Source organism: Mesorhizobium sp. M0139 (assembly GCF_040322455.1).
In the GTDB taxonomy this organism is placed as follows: domain Bacteria; phylum Pseudomonadota; class Alphaproteobacteria; order Rhizobiales; family Rhizobiaceae; genus Mesorhizobium.
Window position 1 is genome coordinate 235144 of record NZ_JAMYTN010000001.1, and the last position, 17380, is coordinate 252523.

The 17380-nt window shown below is 64.3% G+C and carries 15 protein-coding genes; 3 read left to right on the plus strand and 12 right to left on the minus strand.

The features are described 5' to 3' along the window. Position 1 precedes the first annotated feature (1 nt). Entirely contained in the window at positions 2–610 is a 609-nt protein-coding gene (locus NKJ58_RS01140) for a TetR/AcrR family transcriptional regulator (RefSeq protein ID WP_352519151.1), read from the minus strand. 107 nt (positions 611–717) lie between these two features. Between NKJ58_RS01140 and NKJ58_RS01145 the strand changes: the two genes are divergently transcribed. The 3 genes from NKJ58_RS01145 to NKJ58_RS01155 all read left to right on the plus strand — a co-directional run bounded on the left by NKJ58_RS01145 (position 718) and on the right by NKJ58_RS01155 (position 5320). Next, positions 718–1404, plus strand: a complete 687-nt coding sequence (locus NKJ58_RS01145; protein ID WP_023831826.1) for a PspA/IM30 family protein — start codon at positions 718–720, stop codon at positions 1402–1404. A gap of 111 nt (positions 1405–1515) precedes the next feature. Beyond that, positions 1516–1803, plus strand: a complete 288-nt coding sequence (locus NKJ58_RS01150; protein WP_023668598.1) for a YiaA/YiaB family inner membrane protein — start codon at positions 1516–1518, stop codon at positions 1801–1803. Positions 1804–1894: 91 nt separating this feature from the next. After that, positions 1895–5320 carry an acyl-[ACP]--phospholipid O-acyltransferase gene (locus NKJ58_RS01155; protein ID WP_352519152.1) on the plus strand — a complete coding sequence of 1142 codons (3426 nt, stop codon included), beginning with the start codon at positions 1895–1897 and terminating at the stop codon, positions 5318–5320. A gap of 47 nt (positions 5321–5367) precedes the next feature. On the opposite strand, the gene NKJ58_RS01160 is transcribed toward NKJ58_RS01155, so the two are convergent. The 11 genes from NKJ58_RS01160 to exbD form a co-directional block, all read right to left on the minus strand. Beyond that, positions 5368–6582 (minus strand): hypothetical protein, encoded by a 1215-nt coding sequence (locus NKJ58_RS01160; protein WP_023668596.1) that lies wholly within the window; start codon positions 6580–6582, stop codon positions 5368–5370. 52 nt (positions 6583–6634) lie between these two features. Further along, positions 6635–7585: a hypothetical protein gene (locus NKJ58_RS01165; protein WP_023698728.1), complete on the minus strand. Its 951-nt coding sequence runs from the start codon at positions 7583–7585 to the stop codon at positions 6635–6637. A 127-nt stretch (positions 7586–7712) separates the two neighbouring features. Next, positions 7713–9494 (minus strand): ABC transporter ATP-binding protein, encoded by a 1782-nt coding sequence (locus NKJ58_RS01170; RefSeq protein WP_352519153.1) that lies wholly within the window; start codon positions 9492–9494, stop codon positions 7713–7715. A gap of 187 nt (positions 9495–9681) precedes the next feature. Next, positions 9682–10626, minus strand: coding sequence for an acetamidase/formamidase family protein (locus NKJ58_RS01175; RefSeq protein ID WP_023668593.1), 945 nt, complete (start codon positions 10624–10626; stop codon positions 9682–9684). Continuing rightward, positions 10616–12211 (minus strand): ABC transporter substrate-binding protein, encoded by a 1596-nt coding sequence (locus NKJ58_RS01180; RefSeq protein ID WP_488494722.1) that lies wholly within the window; start codon positions 12209–12211, stop codon positions 10616–10618. Before NKJ58_RS01180 ends, NKJ58_RS01175 begins: the two co-directional genes overlap by 11 nt. A gap of 76 nt (positions 12212–12287) precedes the next feature. Beyond that, complete coding sequence (locus NKJ58_RS01185) at positions 12288–13208, minus strand: ABC transporter permease (protein ID WP_352852714.1); 921 nt, start codon at positions 13206–13208, stop codon at positions 12288–12290. Positions 13209–13221: 13 nt separating this feature from the next. After that, positions 13222–14124, minus strand: a complete 903-nt coding sequence (locus NKJ58_RS01190; RefSeq protein ID WP_023693235.1) for an ABC transporter permease — start codon at positions 14122–14124, stop codon at positions 13222–13224. Beyond that, positions 14102–14701, minus strand: a complete 600-nt coding sequence (locus NKJ58_RS01195) for an ANTAR domain-containing response regulator (RefSeq protein WP_023693236.1) — start codon at positions 14699–14701, stop codon at positions 14102–14104. The genes NKJ58_RS01190 and NKJ58_RS01195 overlap by 23 nt, the downstream gene beginning before the upstream one ends. Further along, positions 14698–15792, minus strand: a complete 1095-nt coding sequence (locus NKJ58_RS01200) for a transporter substrate-binding protein (protein WP_023693237.1) — start codon at positions 15790–15792, stop codon at positions 14698–14700. Before NKJ58_RS01200 ends, NKJ58_RS01195 begins: the two co-directional genes overlap by 4 nt. A gap of 171 nt (positions 15793–15963) precedes the next feature. After that, entirely contained in the window at positions 15964–16923 is a 960-nt protein-coding gene (locus tag NKJ58_RS01205) for an energy transducer TonB family protein (RefSeq protein WP_023806409.1), read from the minus strand. Beyond that, positions 16920–17378 (minus strand): TonB system transport protein ExbD, encoded by a 459-nt coding sequence (gene exbD, locus NKJ58_RS01210; protein WP_352519155.1) that lies wholly within the window; start codon positions 17376–17378, stop codon positions 16920–16922. The genes NKJ58_RS01205 and exbD overlap by 4 nt, the downstream gene beginning before the upstream one ends. Positions 17379–17380: the final 2 nt, after the last annotated feature.

Below are 17380 nucleotides of genomic sequence, written 5' to 3' on the forward strand. Positions count from 1 at the left end.
TTCATTCCCTTTCCGTCTCCAGTCCGCTCACCAGCGTGCCGACGAAACCCAGCAGCTCACCTTCGAGATCGGTGGACGCCAGGCCAATGAAACGGTCTTCGAGCGAGATGGCGACGATCCCATGCACGGCGGAGAACAGCGTGCGCGCGCGGGCCAAAAGCTCCGGCGTTGCCGCCGCCGGGAGCAGCGCCGCCAGCGGCTCGACTAGATGCTGGATCAGCACGGCATGTTCGGCCAGATGCCATCCGGGCACCGCCACGCCTGGCGCCATGCGATGCTCGAACAGCGCCTTCCACGCCATGCGATTGCCGCGGGCGAAGCCGAGATAGGCCTTGGCCAGTGCCTTCAGCTTGGCCCTTGGCTCGGCGGCGGCGGTCGCCTCCTGTTCCAACGCCGCCCCAAGTCTTGCCAGCGTGATCGAATTGACGTGCAGGATGAGCTCGTCGAGGTCGGCGAAGGCGGTGTAGAGCGCGCCGAGCGCGCAGCCGGCATCGGCCGTGATGTCGCGTGCGCGCAGCCCGGCGAGCCCCGAGGACTGGATGCGCGCTTGCGCGGCCTCGATCAGCCTGCCTTTGAGGTCCTCGCGTTTGGCGTCCCGTTTTGCGGTCATTAACCTTCTCTTATGCGCAATCATGAACACCGTTCATTTTCTCCTTGAACGCCGTTCACAATGTGCTACTTTGCCTCATGAACAACGTTCATAGAGGAGAAACGGAAATGTTGAAACAGTTTTTTGCTCTCGTTCGCGGCCGAAGCTACGAAGCCGCCGAGGCGGTCGTCGACCGCAACGCGCTGATAATCCTGCGCCAGCAGATCCGCGATTGCGCCGACGCTATCGCGGCCGCCCGCCGGGCGGTTGCAATTGCCATCGCCCAGAACGAACAGGAAGTCGCGCAGTACAAGAAGCTTGTCCTCCGCATCGACGATTTGGAGAAGCGCACGATCGCCGCGATCGAGCAGGGACAGAATGAACTGGCCCGCGAAGCCGCCGAAACCATCGCCATGCTGGAAGCCGAACGCGACGCCTCCGCCGAGGCGCAGAAAAGCTTCGGCACCGAGATTGAGCGTCTCAAGCGGATTATCCGCGTCTCCGAAATGCGCCTGCGCGAATTGCAGCGCGGCCAGCGCATCGTTGCCGCGGTCGACTCGACCCAGCGCCTGCGAGAAAGCGCGCCCGGCTCCAGCCTGTCGGCGCTCAGGGACGCCGAGGAGACGCTGCTGCGCCTGCGCACCAGGCAAAAGCAGATCGACGACACCGCGGCCGCCATGGCCGAGATGGAACAGTCGGGCGATCCTGCCGCGGTCTCAGAGAAGCTTGCGGCCGCCGGCTGCGGTGCGCCGCTGAGAAGCAGCGCCGACGCCGTGCTCGAACGGCTCACGAAGACCATGACCAAGCCGGCCTGATCGTACCCGGCCTGATTGTTATCCAGTCTGATTGTATCCAGCCTGATTGTATCCAGCCTGAAACAGACCCACGCCCAACCAACCTAACCTTGAAACGAAAGGACCATATCGATGACCCCGAACACCTATTCCCCCAAGGACTCAAGCGCCTGGAAGACCTTCACCATGGCCAGTTTCGCCGTTGCCGCCACAATGATGGCCGGCGGCATCTACTTCATGGAGGCGAGCTTCGCCGCCAAGGGGTTTTATGCCATGGCCGCCATCATGCTCGTGCACACCTCGATCACCATCACCAAGACACTGCGCGACTCGGAAGAGGCAAGCCGCTTCATCAACCGGCTGGAAGACGCCAAGACCGAGAAGTTGCTGATGGAAGTCAGCCGCAGTAACGAAGTGTAACCGGGTTCCCGCTAAACAAGGCTCAACGCGCAAGACCGCTGATCAATCCAGTCAGGATTTTCACCGGTCTTGCCCAATGGAAGTCGCCGCTATGGAAATCGCCCCGATCAATCGTCCCACAGCTCATCTGATGACATCCAGGCGCTTTGCGCCCTTGTTCTGGACGCAGTTCCTGTCCGCCTTCAACGATAATTTCCTCAAGAACACGCTGGTGTTCCTTATTCTGTTCACGCTGGCGGCGGACCAGGCGGCATCACTGGTCACCTTGGCGGGCGCCGTCTTCATGGCTCCCTTCCTGCTCTTGTCGGCGCTCGGCGGCGAGCTCGCCGACCGCTTCGACAAGGCTCTCATAGCCAAGCGTCTGAAATTCGCCGAGATCGCCGCGGCGGGTGTCTCCGTCGTCGGCATCGCCCTGTCGTCCATTCCCGTGCTGATGACGGCGCTGTTGATGTTCGGCATCATCTCGGCGCTGTTCGGACCGATCAAATACGGAATCCTGCCCGATCACCTCGAACGCAAGGAACTGCCCAAGGCCAACGCCTGGATCGAGTCAGCCACGTTTGCCGCGATTCTCGGCGGCACCATAGCCGGCGGCGTCGTTTCCGCCGATGGTATCGGCGTCGCGGTGTTCGGACCGATCATGATGGCGCTCGCCGTCGGTTGCTGGCTCGTCAGCCGCTATATCCCGTCCACCGGTTCGGCGGCGCCCGACCTTGTCATCGACAAGAACATCTTCCGCTCGACCTGGCGCCAGGTCACCGAATTGCGCACCGACACGCGCATCTGGCGCGCCGGCCTGATGACGTCTTGGTTCTGGCTGATCGGCGCCATCGTGCTCTCGCTCCTGCCGGTCCTGATCAAGGATTCGCTCGGCGGCAACGAAATGGCCGTCACCGTCTACCTCGCCGTGTTCGCCGTCTCGATCGCCATCGGTTCGGCCATCGCCGCCTGGATGTCGCAGGGCCGCATCGTGCTGTTGCCGGCACCGGTCGGCACGGCGCTGCTCGCCCTGTTCGGCCTGCATCTCGCCTGGACCATCTCCGGCATGACGCCGTCGCCCCAGGCGGAAACCCTTGGCGCATTCTTCGCCGGCCCAAACACGATCCGCGTCGCCATCGACCTCGCCGGCATGGCCATTGCAGCCGCTTTCCTGGTGGTGCCGACCTTCGCCGCCGTGCAGGCCTGGTCGCCCGAAGCGCGGCGCGCCCGGGTCGTCGCCGCCGTCAGTATCGTCAATGCCGGCTTCATGACTGGCGGCGGCATCATCATGGCCCTGATCCAGACGAAGGTCTCGACCGGCGGCATCCTGTTCGGCCTCGTCGCGGCCAATGCGATTGCCGCCTGGCTGATGCTGAAATATTTGCCGACGAACCCCTTCCGTGACTTCGTCTCCATCCTGTTCCGCGCTTTCCTGCGCCTCGAAGTCGAGGGCATGCAAAACCTCAAGGCGGCCGGCAAGGCGCCGATCCTGGCGCTCAACCATGTCAGCTTCCTCGACGGTCCGCTCGCCTTGACGCTGACCGATGAGGAACCGGTCTTCGCCATCGACTACACCATTGCCCAGGCTTGGTGGATGAAGCCGTTCATGAAACTTGCCCGCGCTTTGCCGCTCAACCCGGCCAAGCCGATGTCGACCCGCACGCTGATCAAGATCGTGCAGGGCGGCGACCCGCTGGTGATCTTCCCGGAGGGACGCATCACGGTGACCGGCGGCCTGATGAAGGTCTATGACGGCGCCGCCATGGTTGCCGACAAGACCGGCTCGATGGTTGTGCCGGTGCGCATCGACGGGCTGGAGAAGACCTACTTCTCGCGGTTGAGCTCGCAGCATGTGCGCCGCCGCCTGTTCCCGAAGGTCAAGGTGACCATTCTGGAACCGGTCAAGCTCGAGGTGCCGCAAGAGCTGAAGGGCCGCAAGCGCCGCGCCGCGGCGGGTTCCGCGCTCTACCAGGTGATGTCGGATCTCGTTTTCCGCACCCAGGACATCGACAAGACCGTACTGGAAAAGATCATCGAGACGGCGAACGAACGCGGCATGAATCAGCTCGCAGTTCAGGATCCGGTCACCGGTTCTCTCAGCTACAGCAAGCTGCTCACGGCTGCCGCCGTGCTTGGTGAGAAGTTCCAGAACCTTTATGCCGACCAGCAGACGCTGGGCATCATGCTGCCCAACGCCAACGGCTCTTGCGCGACGCTGCTCGGCGTCATGTCCGCCGGCAAGGTTCCGGCGATGATGAACTTCACCGCAGGTGCTGCCAATATTCTGTCCGCCTGCAAGGCCGCCGAAGTCCGCACCGTGCTGACGTCCCGCGCGTTCGTCGAACAGGCAAAGCTCGGCGCTGTAGTCGAGGAACTCGGTCGCTCGGTCGACATCGTGTGGCTCGACGATCTCAGAAAGACCATCAGTCTCAAGGATAAGCTGCTCGGCTTGCTGCGCAAGTCGACGCCGCGCGCGAAACGCAAGCCCGGCGATGCGGCGGTGATCTTGTTCACCTCGGGTTCGGAAGGCACGCCGAAGGGCGTCGTTCTGAGCCACCGCAACATCCTGGCCAACGCCGCCCAGGCGGCGTCGCGTATCGACTTCCATTCGGGCGACAAGGTGTTCAACGTGCTGCCGATCTTCCACTCCTTCGGCATGACCGCGGGCACGGTGCTGCCGTTGATCTCCGGCGTGCCGGTCTATTTCTACCCCTCGCCGCTGCACTACCGCCTCGTGCCGGAACTGATCTACGGCTCGAACGCGACGATCATCTTCGGCACCGACACCTTCCTCTCCGGCTATGCGCGCACCGCTCACCCCTACGACTTCCGCTCGATACGCTATTGCTTTGCCGGCGCGGAACCGGTCAAGACAGCGACGCGCATGACCTATATGGAGAAGTTCGGCCTACGCATCCTCGAGGGCTACGGCGTCACCGAGACGGCGCCGGTGATCTCCATCAACACGCCGATGTACAATCGCTCCGGAACCGTCGGCAAGATCATGCCCGGCATGGAATACCGCCTCGATCCGGTCCCCGGCGTCGACGAAGGCGGCCGGCTGTTCGTGCGCGGCCCCAATGTCATGGCCGGTTATCTCCGGGCCGAGAAGCCCGGCGTGCTCGAACCGCTGGAGGACGGCTGGCATGATACGGGCGACGTCGTCGCTATCGACGAAGGCGGCTTCATCACCATTCGCGGCCGCGCCAAGCGCTTCGCCAAGATCGGCGGCGAGATGATCTCGCTCGCCGCTGTCGAAGCGCTGGCCGGCGAATTGTGGAAGGGCTCGCTGTCGGCGGTCGCCACGGTGCCCGACGCGCGCAAGGGCGAAAAGCTGATCCTCATCACTGAGGCATCCGGCGCCACACGAGCGGAATTCCTCGCCTACGCCAAGGCCAACGGCGCCATGGACCTGATGGTCCCGGCCGAAGTGCGGGTGGTCTCAAAGGTACCGGTCCTTGGCTCCGGCAAGCTCGACTTCGCCGCCGTGACAAAAATGGTGCGCGACGAAGAGGCCTTGAAGACCAAGGCCGCCTGACCCGGCTACGGCAACGGGCCGACGCAAGAGCCGGCCCGTTCAGATGATCAACCCTTCGCATGCCGCTGCGAGATCAGCATCGCCATGCGCTGGACTGCCCGCAGCTCCATTTCCACGCCCGGCGACGATGCCAGCGCCGGCATGTTGAGCGCCACCACGGTCAACGGCTCGAGCGTCGCCAGCAGCACATGGGTCGCCTCAAATTTCTCGAACAGCCATGCCAGCTGCTCGCGTATATCCTGGTCGACTGGCGCCCCCGGCTGCGTATCGGCGAGCGAGCGCACGGGCTCCTGCTCCAGTGCACGGGCCAGCACCTTCAGGTCGAAGTCGCCGAGGTCCCCTGCCGGCAGGATCAGCGCGCCGTCGACAAGGATATGGCTCTGCAGGCCGCGCAGGAAGCGCGCCGAGTCGGTGAGATCACCCTCGGCCATGTGCTTCAGCAACGAGTCGCGGCGCTTCTCCGCGGTGAGGCTGACGCTGTCATTGTAGATGACTGCCAGCAGCGTCGCCGACAGCACGATCACCACGCCCTGCACACTGCCGCGCCAGCCGAGATCGTCGATGCCGCCCAGCGCCAGCCCGGCGAAAACCGAGCTCAGCGTAATCACGGTAAAGGCGCCGATCGTGTCGCGATGGCCGAGGCTGGCGCGTCCAAGGCCGATCGTCAGCCAGCACAGGAACAGGATGGCGATGCCGCCAAGCCGAACCGGCACTTCGAACAGGCCGGGCCGGTAGTCGGTGACCATGAACGGAATGATCAACAGCAGCGACAGCGCCATGCGCTCGACCGTGCGGTTTTCGGCCGCCGACAGGCTGTCGCGATCGCGCGTCATCACCAGCCAGCCGATGGCGAGAAAACCTCCGAACTGGAAGGCAAGTAGTACCGCCATTCGCCATGGTTCAGCGAAACGTGCCGGGATCGGCGCCAGAAGGAAGAACAGCAGGGCACCGCCGGCGGCGAACAATTTGAGAGCGAACGGCGCGTGCCGGCGCAGCAGGCCTTCGGTCAGCAGCAGTGCGGCCAGCGGCAGCAGACCCGCCGCCGTGATGGTGACGAACCGGAAAAAGGCAAGACCCGTGGTCCAGTCGAGGATGCGGCAGGCAAGCAGCACTGCCAGCACCTTGAGGCCGAATAGAAAGCGCCGCGACAGCGGATCGCCCGTGTCGCGCCCGCCTATGATCGATATCACGACAAGCAGGCCAACCAGCGCCGCTAGCGAGGTGATGGTGTCGGCGACGAGCGTGCCGTCGAGGTTCATCATCGGCCGGCTGCCATCAGCTTGCGGATAAACCGAGACGCCACGAATGAAGCCATCAGCGTGTCCATGGTCTCAGCACATTCCATTGGCGGGTGCTATCGGCCCAGTGAACCACCGGCAGCACCAGCCGCTGCAGCGTGGCGGCCGCGCCGGCCACGGCAAGTGCTGCAAGCGAGCGGCGCGGAACCGTGTCGGCGAGAAAGGTGCGCGCCGACTGGAAGCTCATCTGGCCGATCTGCAGCACATCGTCGCCGCGCCCGTAGTCGAGTTCCTTGCGGCAGAACTCGTTAAAGGTCTCCTCGCGGTGCTTGGCCGTCTCGTCGAAGGTTTTCTTCAGATCGTCCGAGCCGCCCGTATAGGCATTGGTGATGACGAAACGCTCTTCGTCGAAACCCGCTTCGGGGCCGACGCCGAAGACATGGCGGTGCCGCGCCATGATCTGCCGCGCCAGAAGCACATGGGTAAGCGAGCGGCGCGCGCCGGCATGCGGTCCTGGGAACACATTGCTGAACGCCTCCGCGACCATGCCGACGACAGCGGGTACCTGGGTGACATTGGAAATCCAGATCGGCCGCAGTTGATTGCGCAAAAACATCAGGAAGCAGGTCAGGCCGTAGAGGATCCAGCTCAGCCCGCGGCTGCGCTCGTCGGGATCGATCATGACCAAACCGAGGTGCAAGACTTCATAGGGCTTGCCGGCGAGCGATGTCTCCATCAGCGCCAGCGAGTTGAAGGCGATCGGCTGCCGGTCGCTGCGCCGGTAGACAATGGTGATGATGGAATGTTCCAGCCGGCTGCGGTCGCCGGAAAACACGCCATAGGTCAGGCTGCCGAACTTCAGTGTCTTGGACGCTACCAGCCGCAGATCGCTGCTCAGCTGCTCCAGTTCGGCAGCCTTCATCCAGCGCCCGGGCCGCTCCACCACGCGCGTCTCGTAGCCCTCGGACACGCGCATGCGCACATCCATGAACCGACCCGGCAGCAGTTGCAGAACCGCCTTGAGCACTGTTTTCCCCGTGGCAAGAACGCCGACCGTATAGTGGCCGCCGTCCACCTAAGACGCGGTAAACCCGAGACGGCAGTTCTTGGTTGTACTCAACAAAGTAAAAGAACAGCTGCCAGCCAGTGCGGGCTCAGCTTTCCGCAGCAACCAGATGGCCGCCGCCGACATCGTTCAGCGCCAGCTTCAGCGGCGCCTCCCCGATCCTGCGGGTGGCGCTCGGGATTTCCTGGTCGAGGCGCGCGAAGCGCGTTCTGCGCTGCGCCGGATCGGGCACCGGCACGGCGTCGATCAGCCGCCTGGTGTAGGGATGGCGCGGGTTGGAAAACACCTGGTCGCGCGTGCCCATCTCGACGATCTGGCCGAGATACATGACGGCAACGCGGTCGGAAATGTTCTCGACCACCGCCATGTCGTGCGAGATGAAGAGATAGGCGACGCCGAATTCGCGCTGCAATTCCTTCAGCAAATCGAGCACACGCGCCTGCACCGAGACGTCGAGCGCGGAGACGCTTTCGTCAGCGATGATCAGTTTTGGTCGTAGCGCCAGCGCTCGGGCGATGCAGACGCGCTGGCGCTGGCCACCGGAGAATTCGTGCGGGTAAAGCTCCATCTGGTCGGCCGACAGGCCGACACGCTCGAACAGCGCCCCCACCCGTTCGCGGCGCTCGTCCTTGGAGGCGATGCCATGGATCACCAGCGGCTCGGCGACGAGCTCGCCGACGCGCATGCGCGGATCGAGCGAAGCGAAGGGATCCTGGAAAATCATCTGGACGTCACGGCGCACCGCCTTGCGCTCGTCGCGGCCAAGACCGGAGAGATTGCGCCCGCCAATGACGATGTCGCCGCTATACGGCGCCAGTCCGGCCAGCGCCTTGGCGGTCGTCGACTTGCCGCAGCCGGATTCGCCGACCAGAGCAAGCGTTTCGTTGGGCGCGATCGAGAAGCTGACGCCCTCGACGGCGTGGACGCGGCGGGTGACCCGGCCAAAGATGCCGCCACGCAGATCGAAGCGGACATGCAGGTCGTTGACCTCGGCGACATTGGCCGGTTTCAAGACGTCAATCGCATCCCTGGATTTCTGTCGACCGACACCACTGCCGATGCGCGGCACGGCAGCCAGCAGTTCGCGCGTATAGTCGGCCTGCGGGCGGGCAAAAATATCCGATGTCGTGCCTTCTTCGACCATGCGGCCGTCGCGCATGACGATGACCCGGTCGGCCATTTCGGCAACCACGCCCATATCGTGGGTGATCAGGATGACGCTGGTGCCATGCTGGCGCTGCAGGTCGCGCAACAGCTCCAGCACTTCGCCTTGCACGGTGACGTCGAGCGCCGTCGTCGGCTCATCGGCGATCAGCACGTCGGGCTCGAGCGCCAGCGCCATGGCGATCATCACCCGCTGGCGCATGCCGCCGGAGAGTTCGTGCGGAAACTGCTTTAGCCGGCTTTCCGCCTCCGAAATGCACACCGCCTTCAACGCCTCGATCGCGCGCTGGCGGGCTTGCGCCGACGACAGGCTGGTATGCGCTTCGATGGATTCGGTCAGTTGCCGGCCGATCGACAGCACCGGATTGAGCGAGGTCATCGGCTCCTGGAAGATCATGGCGATGCGGTCGCCGCGAATGCGCCGCATCTGGCGTTCGTCGAGGGTTGCTAGGTCGGTGTCGCCCCGATTCCCATCCCGAAGACGGATCATGCCTGACGATATGCGCGCCGCCGGCTGCGGCAAAAGCTGCATGATCGCCAGCGCGGTCATCGACTTGCCGGAGCCGGATTCGCCGGCAATGCAAAGCGTCTCACCGCGCGCCAGCGTCAGCGACAGGTTGGAGACTACATTGCGCTCGCCGTCCTCGCCGCGCACGCTGACGGAGAGGTTGGCGATGGAGAGGACGGGGGTGTCGGCGAGGGTCATTGTGGGTGGAGCCCTGCGACGGATTGGTTCCGTCGCACCATTCGCACAAACCTTGGCGCTGCCCCCCACCCGGACGTCCGGTCCGACCTCCCCACAAGGGGGAGGTAGGGCGGCAGCGCTTTACCCTCCGCCTTGTGGGGAGGGTCGCTGCGAAGCAGCGGGGTGGGGGTGCAGCGCCGACCTGACATCATTCAAACACGCAACGCGGAAAATAGAACGACACCACCCAATTCGGCATGTCGACGATCTCGCTGATGCGCAGATCACCACACACCGAGGCCAGCATATAGGCCTCGACCGGATCGATCTGGTAACGCCCAGCGAGCAGATCGACCATCTGCGCCACCGCCTCCTTCGCGCCCGCCATCAGATCCGGCCCAATCCCCGTCGTCACCTCGTAACCCTTGGCGTCGAGATGGCGCGTCACCGGGCCCGGCGTGGTGAAGCGCGGCGTCTTCAGCCTGGCGTCCTTGACAAGGTCGAGCTTGAGCACGACGTCCATCGGGCTCTCGATCGCCGTGCCGCAGACCTCGCCATCGCCTTGTGCGGCGTGCGTATCGCCGACCGAGAACAGCGCGCCGGCCACCTCAACCGGCAGATAGAGCGTCGTGCCGGCAGCGAGATCGCGGATGTCGAGATTGCCGCCGACCCGCCGTGGCGGCACCACCGAGTGAAGCCCCATCTCAGCCGGCGCATTGCCGATGGTGCCGGCGAACGGCTTCAGTGGCACGCGCGCGTTTTTCCCGAACAGCGCCGGTTCGAGCGCGGCTGCATCGTATTTCCAGATGTTCAGCGCCGGTTCCGTGAAGTCGTCGGCGAGCAGGCCGAAACCGGGAATGTTCGCCGTCCAACCGAAGCCGGACGGTTTGAACATCTCGATCGTCACCTTGAGCGCGTCACCCGGCTCGGCGCCCTCGACGAAGATCGGCCCGGTCACCGGGTTGACCCCGGCGAAGTCGAGCTTGACAATTTCGGCGACCGTGCTGTCGGCGTTCAGCTGGCCGCCGGCGGCATCGAGGCACTGGAACTCGATGGTCGCGCCGGGCGCCACCCGCTCGGCCGGGACAAAGGAATTGTCCCAGCCGAAATGGTGATGGCGCCCATGGATGGTGTAGTCGCAGCTATTGCACATCTTTTACGTACACATTGTCATAGTTGATCGGGATATGGACCGGGTCGACATAGAGGTTGTCGGCGCCGCCCATTCGGGCGGATTTCATGGTGAAGCGCTGTTCGTTGAAGACCGGCGCCCAGGGCGCGTCTTCCATCACCTTGTCGTAGATGGCGCTCCACATCTTGTCGCGTTCGCCGGCCTTTGCCGGGTCGACCACAGAATCCGCCTCGGCCGCCTTGGCGTCGAGGTCCTTGTTGCAGTACCACGACCAGTTCCAGCCGCCCGGCACCGCGCCGGCGCAGCCGAGGATCGGGCCGTAGAAATTCGACGGATCGGGGAAGTCGGCGATCCAGGCCATGCCGCCCGACCAGATCATCGGCGCGCCGGCCTTGTCACCGCCGGCGGCGATGACATTGGCCTGCGCCAGCGACTGGATGCTGGCCTTGATGCCGATGGCCGCCAGGTCCTGCTGGATCGCCTGGGCAATGCGCGGGTTGGGATCGGTGTTCATGGCGAACAGCTGCGTGTCGAAACCATCGGGATGACCGGCCTCGGCCAGCAGCGCCTTGGCCTTGGCTACGTCATAGGGATAACCTTTGTATTCCTTGTCGTAGCCCGGCATCGACGGCGGCAGCGGCTGGTTGGCCGGCACGGCGCGGCCGTTGATGATCTGGATGATGCGCGCCTTGTTGAGCGCCATGTTGACGGCCTGACGCACCTTCACATTGTCGAACGGCGCCATGGTGGTGTTCATGGTGACGTAGCCGGTGTGCAGCTGACCGCCTTCGACGACGCGCGCCTTCTGCTCGGGATCGGCCATCACCTCCTGGAATTTTGCCGGCGGAATGCCGTCGCCGGGCACATCGATCTCGCCCTTCTGCAAGCGCAGCAGCGCCACGATCGGTTCCTGGCCGATCTCGAAGGTGATCTTGTCGAGATGTGGCAGGCCCTTGTGCCAGTAATCCGCATTGCGCTCGAAGACGATGCGTTGGCCGAGTGTCCACTCGGCGAGCTTGAAGGCGCCGGTGCCCACCGGATGCTTGCCGAAATCGGCGCCATATTTCTCGACCTCTTCCTTCGGCACGACATGGGCGAAATTGATGGCCATGACATGCAGGAAGGTGGCGTCGGGCCGGGTCAGCTCGAACTTCACCGTGTAGGGATCGACGACGGTGACGCCGGAAAGGCCTTCGGCCTTGCCGACGGCGACATCGTCATAGCCCTTGATCGAGCCGAAGAAGCCGGCGCCGGGGCTCTGCGTCTTCGGATTGGTGACGCGGTCGAGCGAATATTTCACGTCGTCGGCCGTCATCTCGCGGCCATTGTGGAATTTCACGCCATGGCGCAGCTTGAAGGTGAAGGTCTGGCCGTCGGGCGAAATCTCGTAGCTTTCTGCCAGATCGGGCTTCAAATTGGTGGTGCCCGGCTCGTAATCCATCAGCCCATCGAACAGGCTCTTGATCATCGACCAGTTCTGCCAGTCATAGCCGATCGCCGGATCGAGGGTCGCAACATCGTCCTTGTAGGTGATGGTGATGGCGCCGCCTTGCTTGGCGTTGGGATCGACCGTGTCTTCGGCGCGGACGCTTGTCATGCCGAGCATGAGGGCCAAGGCCGATGCCGCGACTGTGGATGCGAGAAACTTTTTCATTGTTGTGTTCCCTTTCTCTGTTTCATTTTCATCTGAGCTTGATGCGGGGATCGATGAACGGCGCGATGATGTCGGCGAGCAGATTGCCGAGCACGATGGCGAAGGCCGAGACCAGCGTGACGCCCATGATGATCGGAATGTCGACGCGCTGGATCGCCTGCCACGCCAGCTGACCGATACCCGGCCAGCCGAACACGCTTTCGACGACGACGATGCCGCCCATGAAGATGCCGATGTCGATGCCGATCATGGCGATGACCGGCAGGATGGCATTCGGCAGTGCGTGGCGGAATATGATGGCGCTGCGCGCCAGGCCCTTGGCCCGCGCCGTGCGGACATAATCCTGGCGCAGGACGTCAATCATCGACGAGCGCATCATGCGCGCGTACCAGCCGGCGCCGAGTATGCCCAAGGTCAGCGACGGCAGCACCAGATGGCGCCATGTGCCGTAGCCGCCGATCGGAAACCAGCTTAGCCGCACGGCAAAGACGTAGAGCAGCAACAAGCCGACGACGAATTGCGGCGCCGAGACGCCGACGAAGGAGGCCACCATCAGGGTCTGGTCGGTGGCGGAGCCGCGCTTGACGGCGGCGATCAGCCCCATCGAGAGCCCGATCAGCAATTCGCAAAGGATGGCGCCGACCATCAAAAGCAGGCTGGCCGGCAGCCGCGAGACGATGAGTTCGGTGACCTCCGAGCGCTGGATGTAGGAGCGGCCGAGATCGCCGCTGAGTAGCTTCGTCAGATAGTGCCAGTACTGGACCACGAAAGGCTGGTCGAGGCCGAGTTGCTGGCGGATGTTTTCCACCGTCTGCGGCGTGGCACTGCGGCCGGCGATCTGCCGCACCGGGTCGGCCGGCAAGAGGTAGAGCAGCGCAAAAGTGATCAGCGAGACGCCAAGCAGGATGAGCAGCGACTGGATCAGCCGGCGGCCGAGATAGGCGATCATGACCGGCCCCCCATTATTCCCGGCCCCTTTGCGTCGGATCGAGGATGTCGCGCAACGCGTCGCCGATCAGATTGAAGGCCAGCGCCAACGCGAGGATTGCGGCGCCGGGGAAGAACACCAGCCAGGGCGCGGCCTGGAAATAGGTCTGGTTCTCGAAAATGATGTTGCCCCACGACGCGGTCGGCGGCTGCACACCGATGCCGAGGAAGGAAAGCGTCGCCTCGAGCAGAACCGTGGTCGAGATGCCGAGCGTGCCCCAGACGATGATGGTCGGCAGCAGATGCGGCAGGATGTGGCGAAATAGGATGCGCGGCGCACTCGCCCCGATGCTGCGCTCGGCATCGATGAACTCGCGCTCGGCCAGCGATGAGGTCTCGGTGTAGATGACACGCGCCGTCTGCACCCAGTTGACCAGCGCGATGACCATGGCGACGATCCACAGACTCGGCTGAAACACTGCCGCCAGGCAGATGGCGAGCAGCAGCGCCGGGAACGCCATCATCAGATCGGTGAAGCGCATCAGCGCACTGCCGATCCAGCCGCGGAAATAGCCTGCGGTGACGCCCACCAAAGTGCCGATCAAAAGCGCCACGCCATTGGCGACGATGCCGATGATCAGCGAGGTGCGGGCGCCGTAGAGGATGCGGGTCAAGAGGTCACGTCCGAGCAGGTCGGTGCCGAGCCAATACTGGGCGCTGGGCGGCAGCGGCGAGCCCTCGATGGTCAGGCCGTCGAACATCTGCTCGTTGGGATCGTAGCCGGTCAGCCGGGGCGCCAGCACGGCGCCGGCGACAACAATGGCGACGATGACCAGCCCGAGCAGCGCCAGGCGGCGTTTGACCAGCCGACGCCAGACGCCGGCGCGCGGTTTTGCCGGCATGCGTACCGGGAGATCAGGCGCGATGGGACTGGTCATCGCCGCCTTCCTCATCCGTCATTGCCACGATCCTGCGCGCGGCATCCTCGACGCTGATCTGCCAGCTCATCGCCAGCGATCGCAGTTGTGCATAGGCACGCTCGTCATCGCTGCCTTTCGACAGCGCCGTCACCGCGCGCACAATGGTCTGGCGCTCGGCGACGCGCTGGCGCAGCGACGCTATCTCGCCGGCTAAATGCTTGCGTGCCTCGAAGCTCTGCCTTGCGATCAGCAATGCGCTGTACACACCGGCATTGCCGACCGGCTTCAGCAGCTGCGCATCGGCCTTGTGCGACAGCGCCCATTCGATACGCCCCGGCGCCTCGGAACCGATCAGCGCCACCAGCGGCATCGGCGCCTCACCGGCTTCCCACGGGAACTGCTCGTCGAAACCGAGATCGGCATCGAAGAAGACGAAATCGGCGGCGAGAGCTTCCGGCGGCAATTCCGGCCAGCAGTCGATCGTAGCCAGGCCGATGGCCGACAATTGCCTGGTGATGGCCTGCACCGTCGGATGCGGGCGATGCAGGATGAAAGCCCGCGCGCCGCCGAGATTGGGGATGCGCGTCCGCGTCATGACACCACCCTCAGACGCGGACGGCCGAATGTCTTGGCGGGGTCGTAGCGCGACAGATAGGGATCCGGCGCGACCTCATCCTCCTGGCTGACGACCTCGAAGAAGCCATCGGCGATCCGGCCGATGATCACTGGCAGCGTCGCGTGCTGGGAGTGGGCGTCGATGGCGATCGGCCCGAGCCGGGTGGAGAAGCGCCGCTCGGCGAAGGCCTTGGAAAATTCCGCCGGGCCGGCATCAGTGTTGCGCGACAGCACGTCGGCCATCACCTGCACCGAGGCATAGGCGGAGGCCTCGAAGGACGAAGCGAAGGCAGCCGGCCGGGGCGCGAAATAGGGCCCGACCGACAGATGCCCTTTCCCTGTCTCGCCGATCGCCGGCAACTCGCCTTCCGTGAGGTTGCAGGAGATGACGGGGCAGTTTTCCGGCCTGAATGCCGCATCCTCATCGCCCAACTCGCGGTAAGCCGCCAGGAAGGCATACGACGAGGTGCCGATCAGATTGTTGAGGATGAAGCTCGGCCTCGTCGCCCGGATTTCCGCGATCAACCGCGACACGTCGGTCTCGCCGATGCGCAGATAGCGCTCGCCCAGCACTTTGCCGCCGGCATCCGCGATCAGGTCGCGCGCCACGCGGTTCATCTCCCAGCCCCAAATGTAGTTCGAGCCGAGCAGGAAGCCGTTGGCGCCGAAACGCGGCACGACATGCGCCATCAGCGGAACCAGATGCTGGTTGGGGCAGGCGTGCATGTAGACGACATGCTCGTTGGCCTCGAACCCTTCATAGGGGCAGGCATACCAGAGCATGCCGCCGGCCTTCTCCAGCACCGGGATGGTTTCCTTGCGGCTCCACGAGGTGACGCAACCGACGACATGGCGCGCGCTGCTGGTCCTGAAAATGTCCTCGCACAAAGTCGCGTAGCGATCGGCATTACTTTGCGGATCGCGCTCGACCGGAACCAGTTCGATGCCATAGCTCCGATCGGCATTGATGTCGGCGATGGCGCGCGTGGCGCCCATCCGGCACGCATCGGAGACCAACTGGTAGCTGCCCGAGCGGGAATACAGGATGCCGATCTCGATACGCCGTTTCAAACCGATCCTCAGAAATGACAATGCCCCGCAGCCAGCGCCGGAGGGCGAGGCATACGAGGCATATTTGCCGCCCGGCGACCAAGGCCGGTATTTTGCGCTAGCGTATTCGGTCCGGCGGGTCAGTCAAGCGGGAAAGTACGTGGTCATGGGATCGGCCTTGTCCGGCTGCTTCTAGTTCCGCAGCGTGAACATCAAAGGCGCCACGACAGCCGTACCGGCCTTCTCAGGCGGTGGCGCGGGCACCGTCGCACCCTGCAGAATGCCGAGCGCGGCGCGATCGAGATCGGCGTCCCCCGAAGATCGGGTCAGCCGGACGGAGGTCACCTTGCCCGAAGCGCTGACGACGAAGGTCACATTTGCGGTACCCACGGCGCGCCGCGACCTTGCCGCGCTCGGGTAGCGCTTGTGCCGATTGATCCATCCGATCAGCTGGGAGTTCCATTTGCTTGCACTGACTGATGATCCACTCGATTGCGAAGCCTTCGGCGCCGACGCCTTCGCCGCTGCCTTTTGATCGACACTGGCGGTCACGACCGCTTTCGCCGGCGCGGCCTTTTCCTTCTTCTCTTTCTTTGCTTTCGGCTTGGGTTTTTCGGCAGCCTTCTTCGCCTTCTCGATCGGCTTGGTCTCCGCCGGCTTGGTCTCCGCCGGCTTGGTCTGGGGCGGCGGAATGACCACATCCGGCGCTATGGTCGGGACGATGTCGGGCACCACCTCATCCAGCGGCGGCGATTGATCGGGCTGCTCGGCCGCTGCCGTCTCGATCGGAGCGGCGGGTTGAACCGCTTCCGTCTTCTCGGCGACCGGCCCCGGCTGACCGGGCTCGGGCTCCACGACGGGCTTCAGTTCGGCAACCGCCTCCTCGATCTGGTTCGGCGGCTCAGGCGTCACCACGTCGGCCATCGAGTCCTCCTGCACCGCCGGCGCCACCATCAGCGGCGACAGCTCGATAGCCACAGCCGGCGGCGGGCCGCCATCGGCCATGTTGGCCAGGCTGAAGCTCTGGACGGCATAGGCGATCGCGACATGCGCGCCGACAATGACAATGGCCGCAGCCGCCCACAAGCCAATTTCGCGCAGGCCGGCGCGTGGCGGGTCGGCCGCGGGTGCGGCGGCGGCCAGTTGCGTCACGGGGCGGCGCCCCGGTGCGCCGCGGATGCGTCCGCCGGCACCGTCTCCAGCCCCACCAGCGCGATCTTCAGATAACCAGCGCCGCGCAGCAGGTTCATCAACTCCATCAGCTCGCCATAACCGACCGCCTTGTCGGCACGCAGGAAGATGCGGGTCTGCTTGTCGCCCTTGGTTCTGCCGTCGAGCACCGCGGCGAAAGCCTGGCGCGGCACGCTGTCATTGCCGATCGCGAGCGTCAGATCGTCCTTCAGGGTCAGGAACAGCGGCGTTTCCGGCCGGGGTGCTGGCGTCGCCGTCGAACCCGGCAGATCGACATTGACGTCGACTGTCGCCAAGGGTGCAGCGACCATGAAGATGATCAGCAGCACCAGGATGACATCGATGAACGGGGTGACATTGATCTCGTGGTTTTCCTCGAGATCGCCATCGATAGCCTCGCGAATTCTAGCCGCCATAG